General features: G+C 33.8%; 19 protein-coding genes. All 19 read right to left on the reverse strand.

The features are described 5' to 3' along the window. Positions 1-6: 6 nt before the first annotated feature. The 19 genes from APF76_04135 to APF76_04225 all read right to left on the reverse strand — a co-directional run bounded on the left by APF76_04135 (position 7) and on the right by APF76_04225 (position 16,191). Entirely contained in the window at positions 7-1,368 is a 1,362-nt protein-coding gene (locus APF76_04135) for a tRNA-2-methylthio-N(6)-dimethylallyladenosine synthase MiaB (GenBank protein KUO52234.1), read from the reverse strand. A gap of 53 nt (positions 1,369-1,421) precedes the next feature. Then, positions 1,422-1,616 (reverse strand): hypothetical protein, encoded by a 195-nt coding sequence (locus tag APF76_04140; protein KUO52235.1) that lies wholly within the window; start codon positions 1,614-1,616, stop codon positions 1,422-1,424. Between the two features lie 190 nt (positions 1,617-1,806). Further along, positions 1,807-2,232: an NUDIX hydrolase gene (locus APF76_04145; GenBank protein KUO52236.1), complete on the reverse strand. Its 426-nt coding sequence runs from the start codon at positions 2,230-2,232 to the stop codon at positions 1,807-1,809. Positions 2,233-2,336: 104 nt separating this feature from the next. Continuing rightward, positions 2,337-3,728 carry a hypothetical protein gene (locus APF76_04150; GenBank protein KUO52237.1) on the reverse strand — a complete coding sequence of 464 codons (1,392 nt, stop codon included), beginning with the start codon at positions 3,726-3,728 and terminating at the stop codon, positions 2,337-2,339. 18 nt (positions 3,729-3,746) lie between these two features. After that, positions 3,747-4,607 carry an ATPase gene (locus APF76_04155; protein ID KUO52238.1) on the reverse strand — a complete coding sequence of 287 codons (861 nt, stop codon included), beginning with the start codon at positions 4,605-4,607 and terminating at the stop codon, positions 3,747-3,749. Between the two features lie 12 nt (positions 4,608-4,619). Continuing rightward, positions 4,620-5,321, reverse strand: coding sequence for a hypothetical protein (locus APF76_04160; protein KUO52239.1), 702 nt, complete (start codon positions 5,319-5,321; stop codon positions 4,620-4,622). Between the two features lie 24 nt (positions 5,322-5,345). Continuing rightward, positions 5,346-6,803 carry an IMP dehydrogenase gene (locus APF76_04165; GenBank protein ID KUO52240.1) on the reverse strand — a complete coding sequence of 486 codons (1,458 nt, stop codon included), beginning with the start codon at positions 6,801-6,803 and terminating at the stop codon, positions 5,346-5,348. A 63-nt stretch (positions 6,804-6,866) separates the two neighbouring features. Next, positions 6,867-7,259, reverse strand: coding sequence for a hypothetical protein (locus APF76_04170; protein ID KUO52241.1), 393 nt, complete (start codon positions 7,257-7,259; stop codon positions 6,867-6,869). A 147-nt stretch (positions 7,260-7,406) separates the two neighbouring features. Further along, complete coding sequence (locus tag APF76_04175; protein KUO52242.1) at positions 7,407-7,817, reverse strand: hypothetical protein; 411 nt, start codon at positions 7,815-7,817, stop codon at positions 7,407-7,409. A gap of 41 nt (positions 7,818-7,858) precedes the next feature. Next, a complete protein-coding gene (locus APF76_04180; protein KUO52243.1) occupies positions 7,859-8,083 on the reverse strand; it encodes a histidine kinase in 225 nt (74 codons plus the stop codon). 89 nt (positions 8,084-8,172) lie between these two features. After that, on the reverse strand, positions 8,173-8,421 hold the full coding sequence (locus APF76_04185; protein KUO52244.1) for a hypothetical protein: 249 nt from the start codon (positions 8,419-8,421) through the stop codon (positions 8,173-8,175). 63 nt (positions 8,422-8,484) lie between these two features. Beyond that, a complete protein-coding gene (locus APF76_04190; GenBank protein KUO52245.1) occupies positions 8,485-9,657 on the reverse strand; it encodes an LL-diaminopimelate aminotransferase in 1,173 nt (390 codons plus the stop codon). After that, entirely contained in the window at positions 9,657-10,478 is an 822-nt protein-coding gene (locus tag APF76_04195; protein KUO52246.1) for a hypothetical protein, read from the reverse strand. The genes APF76_04190 and APF76_04195 overlap by 1 nt, the downstream gene beginning before the upstream one ends. Before the next feature lie 2 nt (positions 10,479-10,480). After that, on the reverse strand, positions 10,481-11,419 hold the full coding sequence (locus APF76_04200; GenBank protein ID KUO52247.1) for a hypothetical protein: 939 nt from the start codon (positions 11,417-11,419) through the stop codon (positions 10,481-10,483). A gap of 89 nt (positions 11,420-11,508) precedes the next feature. After that, positions 11,509-11,769, reverse strand: a complete 261-nt coding sequence (locus APF76_04205) for a stage V sporulation protein S (protein KUO52248.1) — start codon at positions 11,767-11,769, stop codon at positions 11,509-11,511. A gap of 108 nt (positions 11,770-11,877) precedes the next feature. Then, positions 11,878-12,657: a metallophosphoesterase gene (locus APF76_04210; GenBank protein KUO52249.1), complete on the reverse strand. Its 780-nt coding sequence runs from the start codon at positions 12,655-12,657 to the stop codon at positions 11,878-11,880. A 24-nt stretch (positions 12,658-12,681) separates the two neighbouring features. After that, complete coding sequence (locus tag APF76_04215; GenBank protein ID KUO52250.1) at positions 12,682-13,194, reverse strand: hypothetical protein; 513 nt, start codon at positions 13,192-13,194, stop codon at positions 12,682-12,684. 148 nt (positions 13,195-13,342) lie between these two features. Continuing rightward, on the reverse strand, positions 13,343-14,884 hold the full coding sequence (locus tag APF76_04220; protein ID KUO52540.1) for a ribonuclease Y: 1,542 nt from the start codon (positions 14,882-14,884) through the stop codon (positions 13,343-13,345). A gap of 296 nt (positions 14,885-15,180) precedes the next feature. Next, positions 15,181-16,191, reverse strand: a complete 1,011-nt coding sequence (locus APF76_04225; protein KUO52251.1) for a DNA recombination/repair protein RecA — start codon at positions 16,189-16,191, stop codon at positions 15,181-15,183. Positions 16,192-16,202 lie beyond the last annotated feature (11 nt).

A 16,202-nucleotide genomic window follows, 5' to 3' on the forward strand; every position in this document is an offset into this window, starting at 1 on the left:
AAGCCGCTATTTAGCGGCTACTTCAATTATTTCACCTATTAAATTCCACGTTTGAGCTTTGATTATCTTTACATTAATAAATTTACCAATTAAAGTTTTATCCCCTGTGAAATTAACAACCTTATTCGTCCTTGTCCTACCAGTAAGACGGCTACTATCTGTCCTGCTAACACTTTCAACTAATACTTCAAAATCTTTGCCAATAAGTTCTAGATTTTTTTGAATACTAATCTTATTTTGTAATTCCATTAATCTATGTAATCTTGCCTTTTTTTCAGTATCAGAAATTTGACTTTCCATCTTAGCTGCCGGTGTTCCTTTTCTTGGAGAATAGGCAAAGGTATATGATGCATCAAATCTTACTTTTTCGACAATATCCAATGTATCCAGAAAATCCTCTTCACTTTCATTAGGAAAACCCACTATAATATCACTAGTGATTGAGTAATTTGGTGTTTGTTGAGATATTTTCTTTACTAGTTCTAAGTATTCTTCTCTGGTATAACCTCTATTCATAGCTTTCAATACCTTATTACTTCCCGCTTGCACAGGTAGATGATAGTGCTCACAAACCTTATCACATTTTGGAATAGTCTCAACTAGCTTATCAGAGAAATCTCTAGGATGTGAAGTCATATATCTTATTCTTTCGATGCCATCTATCTTATTTACTTCAATTAGTAGGTCAGCAAAATCCATTTTTGTTTTTAAGTCTTTACCATATGAGTTTACATTCTGACCTAGTAACATTATTTCCTTATATCCTTCCTTTACAAGATTAACTACTTCCTCTACTATCTTTTCTGGTGTTCTGCTTCTTTCTCTACCCCTTACATGAGGTACTATACAATATGTACAGAAGTTATTGCAACCGTAACTGATATTTATATATGCTTTTATTTTATCAACTCTCCGAGAGACATTGTTTTCCACAATATCTCCTTCCTTTTCCCAAATCTCAAAGGCTGGCTTTCCAGTATTCTCAATGTCAAATATCAGTCTGGGTAGCTGATGAACGTTATATGTCCCAAAAATTAGATTTACATACGGAGCTTTATCTTTAATTCTTTGATATACATCATCCTGCTGTGTCATACATCCGCAGACACCAATAATTAAATCAGGTTTCTTCTTTTTTAGCTGACTTAACTCTCCTAATTTGCCAAATACCTTCAATTCTGCTTTTTCCCTTACACAGCAGGTGTTTAAAATGATTATATCTGCCTCCTTCTCTGTCTCTGCAAGGCAGTAACCCATATTCTCTAAGTATCCCTCTAAGACTTCTGAATCCCTTTCATTCATTTGACATCCATAGGTTAATATTGAATACTTTTTACTTGAAAAAAAATGATTACTATGTTGCTCCATTTATTAGCACCTCTTCTTTATACTAAAACTACTTTAAAGTATTAATTCTTTCATTATCTCTTTTCTTTTATGTCTTTTGTTTCACTAGTTTTTTTCTGGAATTTTTCTGCTGCTTGACCAATTAACCCACCTACTAAACCACCTACTACAGTCAGGTATACTAAATTTGTATCAAATGTAGCTCCAAATACTACAAGTGCACCAAATCCCGCACCGATGCCTCCGTACCGCTTAGGATCAATCCTCATTTCCTAAAACTCCCTTCCCATACACTTCTATGTAAGTTTTATGGTATTACACAACTTGGTTTTGGCCAGTATTTTGCGCATTGCATTGCGTAGAGATATATCTATCTATCAAGGATATATTGTTTGATAGTGCAAAGAAAAAACCCTTGAGACACTTTAAGTCAAGGGTTTCTTCAGTAAAATTAAACTATTAAGCACCTATTTTTGATAATTCTTTAACTTTTTGGTGGGATATTCGAACTAATGATTTTTCTTGGTTATGGGTTATTATCTTTAAGGAGTCTTCCATACTAAAAAAACCACCATCAGAGAACCCTTGGTTTTTTGATATGTTTATAGATTCATTTTTTGCTTCCATTATAAACCAGGTAATCATGTTACATACGGGTCTTTGACGTGAATAGGAAAAAAATTCGTAACTAGTCTCACCAGCCGAACCAACTATCTGTGCTGTAATACCTGCTTCATCTTGTACTCTCGACAATGCAACTTCATCGGCTGTATTACCGTGCCTGATGGCTCCCTTGGGAAGGCTCCATTCTCCCTTATCATTTTTCAGGAGTAAAACCTTATTTTCCCAAAATACTACTCCACCGGCACAATGTCTCAAAATCATTGACCCACCCCCAAATATTGTTTGTTTTACTATATTCGAGATGTGTTAAATAAGTCCTGCATAATTTAATATTATTTTATCCTAATTTTAACTCTTTATTCACTCTAAAATACTTTTTTTACAACTATTTCTAATTGATCCATGTTTCTACATTCAAATACTTTATGACAATATCTTGCATATTCTTTAATTATGCTGTCTCTATTATTCCATTCTCCGATTGGTTGTGGATTTAACCAATATAGTCTATGGCATTTGTCTCTAATCTTAGATAAATACTCTATCCCAGAAGGTCTCCAATTATTTTTCCCGTCTCCTAAAATAATGACTGTTGATTTATCATTAACAATATGAAGGTGACTCTCACAGAATTCCCTAAATGTATTTCCAAAATGTGAATATCCAGTTTCAGTAACCTCAGTTAAGTATGGCAATTCAGATAGTACTTCTTCTAAATCATAATTTTTAAACAATCCGGTAACTTCTACTAGATGATCAACGAACACAAAAAGTGATACATCCTTAAATAGACGCTGTGATAAATATATTAATTGAAGCATGAAACTACTAAATTGGGCTACAGAGCCTGATATGTCACACAATAGTATCAGACTAGGCCTAGCCATCTTTTTATTTAGATAATTAAGTTTTATTGGTATTCCACCATATGGCAATGAATTTTTAACTACTTTTTTAATATTTACTTTTCCGCGGTTTGCCTTTCTATATCTACGGCTTTTTCTTGTTGCTAGCTTTTTTCCTAAATGTACTATTTTTATTTGTAGCTCCTCAATTTGGTTACCCTTTAAATCCACAAAGTTAGTTTTGTAAATATTCTCTTTCTCCGCAATCTTTTTTAAGGCCTCTTTTCCAAACCTTACAATAAAATTCATCTCTAACATGTTTTTTAGTGTTTCTTTCAAATAGTTAAGGTCTTCTATAGAATAATAATAATCTATTACTGATATTTCTTCCTGTTCCTTCATTCTTTCAAGTTTATTAACAACCATAAACCATTCCATTTGTATTTGAGTTTGTCTAACAATATCATCAATGTTATTTAATGTATCTAGTCCTAGCAGTACTGAATCTCTTTCCTCTATAACCTTATGAAAGTGCTCAATAATTAAATTACTATCCTTTGACAATAAAGCTTGTAGTAGATCAGGAGTCCCACCACCTGCTGCTGTACTCGCAAGTCCTCTGCCATCAGAAAGCCCTGCTTTTTTTTCAATTGCACCTAATCCTTGGTTATGATAATTGTTTCTTAGGTTAGACGTTTGACTTCTATGATTAAAATAAAGATTAAAAATTTTATCAAAAACAGGCATATCTTTCTTCTCTTTTACAAGGGTTGATTGAAGACCTATGTAGTAAAGCTCTTTTTCAAAGCCAAGTAGCTTTACAGCATTTAATGAATCAATTACTTCTGTAGTGGTTAATTTAAGCCCTGCTTTTCTTAATAGATTTATAAATTCAAGTATCTGTAATTTCACTTTTAAAACAACCTCTACTTATAATCCTAAAATTTTCTTTTCAACCTTTTTCACATCTGCCTGATATTTAATTAGTAAACTCATAGTTTCTTGTATTGTATCCTTATCAAGTTCTTTTTTTCCTAGAATCAAAAGAGCCTTCGCCCAGTCCAAAGTTTCTGCTACGCTTGGAGCCTTTCGCAAATCTAGTTTTCTGACTGACTGCACAAATGAAACCAATCCTTGGGCTAAGTCTCTATCTATATCTGGTATCTTCATATTTAATATGTCCAATTCCCTATTGTGATCTGGATAATCAATGTACAAATATATGCATCTTCTTTTAATTGCATCACTCAGTTGTCTCTGATTATTACTTGTTAATATTACAAATGGATAGCTAGTTGCTTTAATAACTCCATATTCAGGAATGCTTACCTGATAATCAGAAAGGGCTTCAAGTAAAAAGCTTTCAAACTCATCATCGCTTTTATCTAATTCATCAATTAATAATGTACAAGATTTTTCTGAAGTAAAAGCTTTTAGTAAAGGTCTCGCCAAAATAAATTCAGGAGTATAAATATTCTCCTTTATGTCTCTCCATGATAAATTGCTCTTATCTTGGAAGCTCTGAATGCATAGCAATTGTTTTTGATAATTCCACTCATATAGTGCCTTGGCCTCATCCAAACCTTCATAACACTGTAATCTAATAAGTTCAGATTCAGTAGCTTGGGCAATAGCTTTACCTAGTTCAGTTTTTCCCACTCCAGCAGGTCCTTCAACCAATAAAGGTTTGTTTAATTTTCTTGCCAAGTAAACACAGGTAGCTGTCTTACTATCTGTTAAATAACTAGCACTTCCTAGCAATTTCATCACGCTGTCAACATTCTTAAACATTGGTTTCTCCCCTTATACCAATTCCATTATATAATTGCGCATTTCTCCAAAAGAGCCTCTAAATGTAGGTTCTATATGGTTTGTTCTATTGTCAATTAAATAATCTTCAACCAAAAATGTTTTCATGCCCAACTTACCAGCAATCATGTCCTCTTGAATGTCATTTCCAACCATAAGACATTTTTCAGGTAAAATACTGAGATCATCTAGTATTTGTTGATAGTATTGTAACTGTGGTTTACAAGCCTTCATATTTTCATAGCTAGTTATTAGTTTAAATTTAAATTTGTCAAGACCTACCCAACGCATCCTTTCTTTAATCGCAATTATAGGAAATACAGGATTAGTGGCTATAATAACTCCTATATCCTTTGAATTTAAATAATCAAGAATCTCTATTGCTAATGGATTTGGTTTTGAATAAATCTTTAAAGTTTTATATTCATTAGAATAGAATTTCTCAAACTCTTTCATCATGAATTCTTTGTTGTGAGGACTATCTTGAAAGAAGTTTTCAATAAATACTTCTTCATTTGTTCTCTCCCCTATATTTAATACCATCGCTTCAGTTGCCTTTAATAATTTTGGCACAAATATATTAGGCTCAATATGATGGGCCATTTTCTCACTAAGGAGCTTTAAATATTTTTTAATAAAGTCGTCAGTATCTAAAGGCAACAAGGTTCCATCTAAATCAAACAACACATACTTCATAGTAATCTCCTTATATGCCTTAAATTATATTCTATAATTAGGCGCCTCTTTAGTTATATTTACATCATGCGGATGACTCTCATTTAACCCTGCTTGGGTTATTCGAACAAACTTTGCCTTTATTTTCAGCTCATCTAGGTTAGGAGCACCACAATACCCCATACCTGCCCGTAGTCCACCAACCATTTGATAGACGGTTTCAGATAGCAAGCCTTTAAAAGGCACTCTTCCTTCAATTCCTTCAGGCACTAATTTTTCTTGGCCATGTTGAAAGTATCTATCCTTGCTACCTGCTTTCATTGCAGCCAAAGAGCCCATGCCTCGGTATACTTTAAAACTTCTACCTTGGTATATTTCAAGCTCTCCAGGGCTTTCTTCGGTTCCAGCAAATAGACTACCTATCATAACAGTACTAGCACCAGCTGCTAAAGACTTAACAATATCACCCGAAAATCTTATACCACCGTCCGCTATTATTGGAACATCATATTTTTTTGCAGCAAGATAACAGTCATATATTGCCGTTATCTGTGGCACTCCAATGCCTGCAATGACCCTTGTAGTACATATGGATCCCGGTCCAACCCCTACCTTAATTGCATCTGCACCTGCAGTTGCAAGGTCTTCGGCAGCCTCTGCAGTTGCAACATTACCTGCAACTACCTGTAGCTCAGGATATTGTTTTTTTATAAGCCTAACTGAATCAACTACTCCCTTTGAATGGCCATGAGCAGTATCAACTACTATTGCATCTACTTTATGAGCAATTAATTCCTGCACTCTCTCATAAGTGTCTCCACCCACTCCAACTGCTGCGGCTACCCTTAAACGACCATTTTCATCCTTTGCAGCGTTCGGATACTTTTTTGTTTTTTCTATATCCTTTATAGTAATTAAGCCTTTTAGTTTAAAATCTTTATCTACAATTGGTAATTTCTCCACTTTATATTTTTGAAGGATAGCTTTTGCTTTTAATAAATCAGTTCCTTCTGTTGCGGTAATTAGGTTGTCCTTTGTCATGGCATCTTGAATTGCCCTTTGAAAATCTTGTTCAAATCTAATGTCCCTGTTTGTAATTATACCTACTAATACACCCTGGTCATTAATAATGGGAACCCCAGATATATGATATTTTTCCATTAAAAATACTGCCTCACTTATTTTATTATGAGGATATAAATAAATTGGATCAGTAATCACACCATGTTCTGATCGCTTTACTTTATCAACTTCTTGTGCTTGATTTACTATGGATAGGTTCTTGTGGATCACACCTATTCCACCTTCTCTTGCTATAGCAATTGCTAACCTAGCCTCAGTAACTGTATCCATCCCAGCACTTACAATGGGAACATTTAGTTTAATTTTCTTAGTAAAATATGTAGATGTGTCAACATCTCCAGGCAATACTTCAGAAGCTTGTGGCATCAGTAAAACATCATCAAAAGCGAGTCCTTCTTTTACTATATTATCCATATGTATAGTTTTCCTCCTGTTTTTTAATATCTAAAATATTTTATGGTGTTCAGCTTTGACTGAACGAGTTCACTTCATGATTATTCGTACGTGACCTGTTGCTAAATAGTGTTTAAGAAGATTTTTTAAGTAATCTTTAAAAAACCTTCTTGAACCTGGCAATAGACATAGAAACCCAAAAATATCAGTAATTAAACCAGGTGTAAGTAAAACTAAACCCCCTGCGAATATGAATATACCGTCTAGTATAGCATCCCCTGGCATTTGTCCATATGATAGAGAATTCTGAAGTTGCTTAACCACTATAAAGCCTTGTTGCTTAGCAAGTAAGACTCCTACAAAACCTGTCAGGACTATTATTAAAATAGTATACCCAATCCCAATTAATTGGCCTATTTTTAGCAATAAAGCAAGTTCAATTAATGGTACTCCAATAAAGATTAACAGTAATTTTGAAAACATTTATTTACACACACTTCCCATATATTTTAAAATACATTTTATCACTATCTCAAATTAAAAACAACTGGATACCTAAAAAGCCTCTATAGTTTATAGAGGCTTTTTAGGTTATTATACTATGGTATAAATGAATATTATACAGGTTATTTAATCTAGCAAATAAACTTGCCTATAGATTGGAAGCTTTTCACCTTGCCAATCATAGCACAAAAAATACAATTGTTTTCGATAAAAAAGATCCTTTGAAAAACTTGAAATTTGTATTCTAGCTACTTCTACGTTACCAAAAGTATATACCCTATTAGTTCTATATTTAGTGTCGCTAATAGAGTAATTTAAAGCAATTACGACTATATTGTTATTAAAATCAACTGCTGTATCGAAACTATCAATTTTATAGAATTTAATATAACTCTCTAATTCTGCCTCAGTCTGTATCATCTTAATATCAGTTCGAGTATCTTTAACATCCCCAGAATACAGAATCTTCTGTCTTAAAGTTATATATTGTACTACAGGATAGTCTAAAACCTTGTAATAAATATTTCTCCTCTCCATACTTTATACCCCCTTTAAAAGTATAAGACAGGAATTTTTTCTTAATCCTGTCCTACAATTGATTGAACTCCATATTTTTCAAAATGTTCTTTTAAGTGTTTTATAATTTCGTCATCAACACTAAACTCGTGTGACATCTCCATATCACTTTTATTATCTTTTAAGCATTTAATAAAATCATCAAAGTTAATACCTACTTCTTCTGTCATTTGCTTTAAACTAGGCTGTAAGCTCCATGGAGCTCTAGACACATAATTCTTATGCATCAGATAAACCTCCTCTTTAATGTATGGGGACACACCTCTTTTAAGGCCATACTCTGTGGCTGAGGAATGTCCCCCTTGGTACACCTAGTTTAACCAAATATATCATTATTATGAATCACACAATTCTTTTTTAAATCTAGTATTCTCTTTGCATACCTTGCGTTAGAAAGCTTTAGCTTCCTATTTTCCTTAGCTAATTGAGCAATGGTAAAATTCTTCTCCTTTTCAATGTTTTCTATAAGATTCATTAAAATTCTCCTACTTACCCGTAATTGGTGGATTTTATCTTCTAATTCTTCAACTTTTTTAATTAAATAATCCTGGTTGTGGTAATCCACTATAGTCCTCCTAGAATATAATATTATAGCCCTTAGTCATATTTATATTCTAATGTTAAATAATTATTTCCTATTTAAAAAGGTTTTTATTTTTTCTACTGCATCTAACAACAAATTTTCTTCCTGCACAAGTGCTATTCTAACATAACCATCTCCGTGTTTACCGAATGCTACTCCAGGAATAACCAACACTCCTACTTCCTCTAGCAGATCTTCGGCAAATTCTTGACTATTAGTATAACCCGATGGTAATTGTGCCCATAAAAACATGGAAGCTTTAGGTTTTTCTATATCCCAACCTATTTTCTGTAATCCATTTACTAGTATATCTCTTCTTTTTTGATATACCATACTATTATCAATTACCCATTCCTTATAGCTATCTAAAGCCACTTCAGCCGCTTTTTGAACTGGTAAAAAAACACCATAGTCAATATTAGCCTTCACATTAGTTAACGCTCTAATTGTTTGGCTATTGCCCACTACAAAACCAATTCTGCAGCCAGCCATATTAAAAGTTTTTGAAAAAGAATGAAATTCTACTCCTACTTCCTTTGCCCCTTCTGCTTGCAAAAAGCTTGCAGGTACAAAACCATCATAGGCTAACTCAGAATAGGCATTATCATGACAGATAATAACTGAGTTTTTTTGTGCAAACCTTACTGTATCTTGAAAAAATTCTATAGTCCCCGGAGCAGGAATCGGGTTACCAGGGTAATTTAAAAACATTATTTTAGCCATGCCACAAACTTCCTCAGGAATATCTTCATATATTGGTAAAAAGTTGTTATCTTGGGTTAATGCCATTGGATATTTTATTGCATCTGCTAAAAGTACACCAGCTGAATAAACTGGATAACCTGGATCCGGAACCAAGGCTATGTCTCCTGGGTCTAAGATAGCCTGACAAACATGGGCTAGTCCATCTTGCGAACCCATTAATACCAGCACTTCATTTTCATAGTTTAATTTAACCTTAAACCTATCCCAATACCATTTTGCTATAGCTTTACGTAACTCTTCTGTTCCATCAGTTAATGGATACCTATAACTATCTTCATTCATTACCCACTCACTAAGCGCTTGTCTCACTTCAATGGAAGGTGCCCTGTCTGGACTACCAATCCCCAAGTTTATTACCTTTAGATCTTTTTTCTCTTCAACTTGCCTTTTTAATGCATCCATGTGGGAAAAAATGGATGCATGCATTTTTTCTATTCTTTTAGAAAATTGCATTACTCTCTCTCCCCCTTAAGTCTTTGTAGTTCACGAATTACAGAAATATTTACTGTATGACTACCTAACTCCGTTCCCTTAAACCCTCCATGAAAATCAGAACCTCCAGTAGTAAGCAAATCCATTTCTTTAGCTATTAAGCTTAACCACCTTTTAAATTCAATATAATGGTTCGGGTACTCAACTTCAACTCCAACAAATCCTAATTTTAAAACATCAGTTATCTGTTTTTTATTATTTAAAAACACTGGATGGGCTAAGACAGGTAATCCATTAGCTTTTAGAATTATCTGTATTGCTTCTTCTGGACTGACTTTTTTTCGTGGCACAAAGGCTGCTCGACCTTTTAACAAGAATTTATCAAATGCATTTTTTATGGTATTGGTATGACCCTTTTCGACCAGTAATTGAGCAATATGAGGCCTGCCAATAGTGCCACTATTTACATGACCTTTTAATTCCTCAAAACTTATTTTTATTCCAATTTCATTTAGCTTTTTAACTATTTTCTTAGATCTTTCTTCTCTTTCTGCCTTCATTTTATTTAGAAATATTTTAAGATCTGTACAGTAATGATCTATAAGATACCCAAGAACATGAACCTCTGTATCATCATATTCAGTACTCAGTTCTATTCCTGAAACAAAGATAAAATCAGAGTAACGTTTAGATGTTTCTATAGCTTCATCTATACCTTCTACTGTGTCGTGATCTGTGATTGAAATTGCTTCCAATCCAATATCAACAGCCTTTTGTATACATTCATAGGCTTTTAACGTCCCATCTGATGCTGTTGTGTGAACATGTAAGTCAGCACCCATAATTACCTCCTAGGAAGAGTCTTTTTAAGAAGTCCTATTATATTATTTCCCATTACCTTTGCTATTTCCTGGTCATTAAAACCATTTTGTTTGAGTACTTTTATTAAGTTTGGTAATCTTGAGGAATCCTCCAAATTATTGATAGAAAAATCAGCCCCATCAAAATCTGACCCGATCCCAACATGGTCAACTCCCACTAAGTCGGTTACATGTCTTATATGGGCTACAATTGAATTTACATCTTGCTTTAAACCTATAAAATCAGGGTAAAAGGTAATAGATATAATACCACCAGTCTTTGCTATTTCCTTGATCTGATTATCGGTAAGATTTCTTAGATGAGGACATAAAGCATGGCAATTCGAATGTGATGCTATTAGTGGATTCTGTGTAATACTAATTACATCCCAAAAACTTGCAGGGGACAAATGAGATATATCACATAATATACCCAATTCAGTCATTCTGTTTACTATTTGTTTTCCAAAAGAGGTTAGTCCACCGGTTTCATTACATCCATCAGCTATCATATTTCGATGATTCCATGTAAGTCCTATACTTCTTACTCCAAGATGTGCAAAAATATCTAACATAGGAATACTTTCAATCGGCTCTGCCCCTTCTAGAGAGAGGAGGATGCCTGTTTTTTCAGGATACTTGGAGATAACTATCTCAAGATCCTCTTTGTTTTTAATATGTATTAGCTTTGGATCCTTGGCAATATCTAAAAAGTTATTTATGAGTTCCAAACTTCTTCTTAAGCTTAAGCCAGGTTTATAGACTGAGTGAATATATACTGCCATAAACTGAATCACAACACCAGATTGGCTAAGTTTTGGTAGATCTACATGGGCAGCAGCATTTTTAAAAAAATCAATTTCACCTGAATTTATTTTCAATAGGGTGTCACAATGACTATCTACTATCTTAATATTACTCACTCATAATTCCCCCTTAGCAATAAGCTCATATAAAAACCTGTCTACTCCTTGCGGAACAAACAGGCATTAAAACTTAATTATAGTATATATTATCTCGGTTCAACAATTAACTTAATAGCAGTTCTTTCCTCTCCGTCAATTAGAATGTCTGTAAATGCGGGTATACAAATAAGGTCCATTCCACTAGGAGCTACAAATCCCCTTGCAATTGCTACTGCTTTTACTGCCTGATTAAGTGCACCTGCACCTATTGCTTGCATTTCAGCAGCACCTTTCTCTCTTAAAACCCCTGCTAAAGCACCTGCTACAGAATTTGGACTTGATTTTGCTGAAACTTTCAATACATTCATTAACTAACCTCCCTTAATTGTTTCATTGAAAATTGGATACCCTTCTAAATTTAATATATTCTTCTCAGTTTAAAAAAATCCTTTTATTGAAATATTTATTTTAATATATTATTCAAAATATTTTTGTAATCTCTCTATTTTTACAGTTTTGCCGGATAGATCATCTACTTCAATAAACACTCCATTTAACTGTGATAAACCTGTAGCAACCTCAAAACGATTTGGCATTTGGGTTAAAAATCTTGAAATAATATTTTCCTTCTTTATGCCTAAGACAGATTCATATGGGCCAGTCATTCCAACATCAGTTATGTAAGCTGTCCCTTTTGGTAAAATCTTATTATCCGCTGTTTGGATGTGAGTATGCGTTCCTAAGACAGCTGAAACTTTTCCATCTAGATAATAGCCTAAAGCCATCTTCTCAGAAGTAGCCTCTGCATGAATATCTACAATAACTATATTTGTTTGGTCAATAATTTGTGATAGGATTATATCCATAGTTCTAAATGGACATTCTAATGCTTGCATATATACACGGCCTTGAATATTTACAATACATATTTTTATATTGTTTTTCGTAATTATCTTGTACCCTTTACCAGGAGTTGCTGGCGGATAATTGGCTGGCCTTACAATTTTCTCTTCTGTATCAATGAAACTAATAATATCTTTCTTATCCCAAACATGGTTTCCCAATGTAATAAAGTCAACTCCATCATTATAAAGCTCATTAGCAACCTGTGCTGTTAATCCATTTCCTCCGGCAGCATTCTCTGCATTTGCTATAATCATATCGGCATTAAATTCTGCTTCTAGCTGTGGCAACATATTTTTAATAATACTTCTGCCTGGTTTACCAACAATATCTCCAATAAATAAAAACTTCAAATTCTAGCCCTCCGACTATATCTATTATTTATTAAAAACCATTACTTTTCCTTCTTCCCTAAATGCAAAAAGCTTTTGGTTCATCATTTCATGACCAAGATTGTCTAGCATTGTTCCAATTAGATCTTCTTGAAAAAGCTGATCTTCTTTTGTAAGCTCTTCTACTTCTACTACAATGGAATTCTTAAAATAATCTTGCGTTAATGAAATTATAAGATTTACCTCTTGAGCAGAAAGATTTTCCATTTTTCTATATATATCTAATACAGTTAATCTTCCACAAGTACTGTATTTTATGTTGAACGGATTAACTACTTGTCCTTTTTCTAAATAATAAAGGGTGCTAAGACATTTATCTATTAATGAGGAAAACTCACTAATATTATTGTCATTATCGTTTAATAAAAAAGTAAACTTTATTTCTCTTGAATCTGGTTCACAGCATATACTACTAATTTCCGGGTACCTAACAAGCATTGATATTAGTAAGCCAACACCATCAGATACCTGTTTCCCACTTTTGTAACGTAAAGACACTATATCACCACTCCTCTATCTCTTTTGAGCTAATTAATCTTATTATCTTTTCTTCATATTCTTATAAAACTCCTGCTATAAATAATTATTTATATGGAACAAAAATTTCCAAGAAAACTGCAAAAAGAAATAACGGTCTTTATGACCGTTATTTTGCATAATCAACTGCTCTAGTTTCTCTGATAACCACAACTTTTATTTGTCCAGGATACTCTAGCTCTTGTTCAACCTTCTTAACTAAGTCCCTTGCTAGGGTCACGGATTGTATGTCATCTATTCTATCAGGTTTAACCATTATCCTAACTTCTCTTCCTGCTTGTATTGCATATGATTTTTCAACACCTTCAAATGAATCGGCAATTTCTTCTAACTTTTGAAGACGTTTGATATATGACTCTAATGTCTCCCTACGTGCACCTGGCCTTGCAGCTGAAATTGTATCAGCAGCTTGAACCAAAACTGCTTCAATACTATGAGCCTCAATATCACCATGATGCGCACCTATTGCATGAATAACTGCAGAAGATTCCTTATACTTTTTAGCTAAATCTACCCCAAGTTGTACGTGAGGCCCTTCTACTTCATGATCAACAGCCTTGCCTATATCATGTAAGAGACCAGCTCTTTTTGCTAATTGAACATCTACACCTAACTCAGAAGCCATCGTTCCAGCTAAATGAGCTACTTCTATGGAATGCTTCAGAACATTTTGTCCATAACTTGTACGGTAATGTAAACGTCCTAAAAGTCTAACTAACTCTGGATGAAGGCCATGAATATTTGTTTCAAAGGTCGCCTGCTCTCCCTCTTCCCGGATTTTTTGCTCTACTTCCTTTTTACCTTTTTCTACCATTTCTTCAATTCGAGCAGGGTGAATTCTACCATCAAGAATTAACTTTTCAAGAGCAATTCTAGCAACCTCACGACGAATCGGGTCGAAACCTGACAAGATTACTGCTTCTGGTGTATCATCAATAATTAAATCTATACCAGTAAGTGTTTCTAGTGTCCTAATGTTTCTACCTTCTCGTCCTATTATGCGACCTTTCATTTCATCATTGGGGAGAACCACCACAGATACTGTAGTTTCAGCAACATGATCAGCTGCACACCTCTGGATTGACAGAGTTATAATTTCTTTTGCTTTTTTATCGGCTTCTTCTTTAGCCTGGTTTTCTAACTCCTTTATCAAAATAGCCATTTCATGTTTGATTTCTTGTTCCACATTACCCAGTAATATCTGTTTGGCTTCCTCAGAGGTCATACCTGAAATTCTTTCTAATTCCCCTTTTTGTCTATGGGAGGCCTCTACAAGTTCTTTTCTAACATTTTCAAGCTCATTCTCTTTCTTTTGCATATATTCTTCTTTTCTCTCAATTGAATCTACCTTTTTATCAAGAGATTCCTCTTTTTGTACTAATCTTCTTTCTAGCCTTTGAAGCTCATTTCTTCTATCTTTACTTTCTCTTTCAAGCTCATTTCTTAACCTATGAACTTCTTCCTTTGCTTCTAAAATTGCTTCTCTCTTTTTTGCTTCTGCATCCTTTTTTGCTTCTTCTACTATCTTTTTAGCTGCTTCTTCTGCAGATGTAATTTTTGCTTCTGCGATATATTTTCTAATTAAATAGCCAATTACCAAAGAAATAACAACAATCACACCAATTATTAATATTCTTTCTGGGGAATAAATACTATTCACCTCCTACTGCTTCTATTTTGCTGACATAAAATAAACCGAGCATCAAGAAAACTCGGCATAGAAACATACTACCAAAACATAATTTAATATAGAAGACTCTTTTATTTTAAAAATACATCCCAATAATAAACAGTCCTCAAGTATTATTCTAATGTTATATATAATAACCATTGGTTGGTAGTGTTTCTAATTCACATTTTCCTGCTTTTCAATTGTATTTGTTTTTATTAGAGTTGTCAAGATTATTGAACATTTTAGTGTTTTTAAGTCTGAACATTTTAGTGTTTTTAAGATTCTGTTTTGGGACTAACTCTCTTTTTAAATTCCTCACGGATCTTAGTTTCAATTTCATCTAGTATTGTTTTATTATTCATAAGAAACTCTTTTACATTTTCACGCCCTTGTCCTAGTCTTTCCTTTTCATATGAATACCAGGAACCACTTTTGTTTATTATATTCATTTCTGTTGCAACGTCGATGATATCTCCTTCTTTTGAAATGCCTTTGCCATATATAATATCAAACTCTGCTAGTTTAAATGGAGGAGCAACCTTATTTTTTACTACCTTAACTCTTGTTCTATTTCCAACCATATCTGTTCCATTTTTTAAAGTTTCTATCCTTTTTACCTCTAATCTAACAGAAGAATAGAACTTTAACGCTCTGCCACCGGGTGTGACTTCCGGATTTCCAAACATAATTCCAACTTTTTCCCTAAGTTGGTTAATAAAAACGGCTGCAGTTTTGGATTTATTAATAGATCCAGCAAGTTTTCTCAATGCCTGCGACATTAATCTTGCCTGTAATCCCACATGGGAATCTCCCATTTCGCCTTCGATTTCAGCTCTTGGAACTAATGCTGCTACAGAATCCACCACAATTATATCAACAGCTGAACTTCTTACAAGTGCCTCAGCTATCTCTAATGCCTGTTCACCTGTATCGGGCTGAGATATTAAGAGGTTATCAATATCTACACCTAGGTTTCTTGCATATGTAGGATCTAAGGCATGTTCAGCATCTATAAATGCAGCTATTCCACCCTTTTTTTGTGCTTCTGCTATTACATGTAGTGCAACTGTTGTCTTACCAGAAGACTCAGGGCCATAAATCTCAATAATTCTCCCCCTAGGAAGACCACCAATACCTAATGCAAGATCAAGCGAGATGGCCCCACTTGAAATAACTTCAATATGCATTCTTGCACTAGCCTCTCCCAATTTCATAATGGAACCCTTGCCAAATTGTTTTTCTATCTGCCCCAAAGCAGCTTTTAAAGCTTGTTCTTTATCAGACATAAAAAATTCTC

This window comes from Desulfitibacter sp. BRH_c19 (assembly GCA_001515945.1).
Taxonomy (GTDB): Bacteria; Bacillota; DSM-16504; order Desulfitibacterales; family Desulfitibacteraceae; genus Desulfitibacter.

Coding starts and splice junctions, on each gene's coding strand:
- APF76_04175 (KUO52242.1), bottom strand. CDS start 7,817: ATGGAGAGGAGAAATATTTATTACAAGGTTTTAGACTATCCTGTAGTA.
- APF76_04205 (KUO52248.1), bottom strand. CDS start 11,769: ATGAATGTATTGAAAGTTTCAGCAAAATCAAGTCCAAATTCTGTAGCA.
- APF76_04160 (KUO52239.1), bottom strand. CDS start 5,321: ATGAAGTATGTGTTGTTTGATTTAGATGGAACCTTGTTGCCTTTAGAT.
- APF76_04180 (KUO52243.1), bottom strand. CDS start 8,083: ATGCATAAGAATTATGTGTCTAGAGCTCCATGGAGCTTACAGCCTAGT.
- APF76_04140 (KUO52235.1), bottom strand. CDS start 1,616: ATGAGGATTGATCCTAAGCGGTACGGAGGCATCGGTGCGGGATTTGGT.
- APF76_04170 (KUO52241.1), bottom strand. CDS start 7,259: ATGTTTTCAAAATTACTGTTAATCTTTATTGGAGTACCATTAATTGAA.
- APF76_04190 (KUO52245.1), bottom strand. CDS start 9,657: ATGCAATTTTCTAAAAGAATAGAAAAAATGCATGCATCCATTTTTTCC.
- APF76_04145 (KUO52236.1), bottom strand. CDS start 2,232: ATGATTTTGAGACATTGTGCCGGTGGAGTAGTATTTTGGGAAAATAAG.
- APF76_04225 (KUO52251.1), bottom strand. CDS start 16,191: ATGTCTGATAAAGAACAAGCTTTAAAAGCTGCTTTGGGGCAGATAGAA.
- APF76_04155 (KUO52238.1), bottom strand. CDS start 4,607: ATGTTTAAGAATGTTGACAGCGTGATGAAATTGCTAGGAAGTGCTAGT.
- APF76_04195 (KUO52246.1), bottom strand. CDS start 10,478: ATGGGTGCTGACTTACATGTTCACACAACAGCATCAGATGGGACGTTA.
- APF76_04135 (KUO52234.1), bottom strand. CDS start 1,368: ATGGAGCAACATAGTAATCATTTTTTTTCAAGTAAAAAGTATTCAATA.